General features: G+C 54.9%; 5 tRNA genes. All 5 read right to left on the minus strand.

Annotated elements, in window-relative coordinates:
- Positions 1 to 23: 23 nt before the first annotated feature.
- Positions 24 to 97 (minus strand) — tRNA-Glu (locus tag HPY28_RS30135).
- 14 nt (positions 98 to 111) lie between these two features.
- Positions 112 to 196, minus strand: a tRNA-Leu gene (locus HPY28_RS30140).
- Between the two features lie 8 nt (positions 197 to 204).
- Positions 205 to 281: transfer RNA gene (locus tag HPY28_RS30145), tRNA-Met, on the minus strand.
- A gap of 24 nt (positions 282 to 305) precedes the next feature.
- A tRNA-Ser gene (locus HPY28_RS30150) sits at positions 306 to 396 on the minus strand.
- Between the two features lie 7 nt (positions 397 to 403).
- Positions 404 to 479 (minus strand) — tRNA-Asn (locus HPY28_RS30155).
- Between the last annotated feature and the right edge of the window lie 15 nt (positions 480 to 494).

Raw genomic sequence — 494 nt, forward strand, 5'->3', positions numbered from 1 at the left:
TGTTTGCAGGGCATTTTGCTAGGTGACCCGTAGGGGATTCGAACCCCTGAATGACAGCGTGAAAGGCTGCTGTGTTAAACCGCTTCACCAACGGGCCAGGATTATGAAGTATGGTGCGGTCGGCGAGACTCGAACTCGCACGGGTCGCCCCGCCACCCCCTCAAGATGGTGTGTCTGCCAATTCCACCACGACCGCAACTAATATGGTAGCGGCGGAGGGAATCGAACCCCCGACCTTTCGGGTATGAACCGAACGCTCTAACCAGCTGAGCTACACCGCCATGAAGCTATAAGATTAAAACATATGGCGGAGAGTGAGGGATTCGAACCCTCGCTACGCTTGCGCATACTAACGGTTTAGCAAACCGTCCCCTTCGGCCTCTTGGGTAACTCTCCGTATATATGGCTCCTCGGGACGGACTCGAACCGCCGACCGATCGGTTAACAGCCGATTGCTCTACCAACTGAGCTACCGAGGAACGTTGAAGGATTTA

It is taken from the genome of Brevibacillus sp. HB1.2, assembly GCF_013332495.1.
Lineage (GTDB): Bacteria > Bacillota > Bacilli > Brevibacillales > Brevibacillaceae > Brevibacillus > Brevibacillus porteri.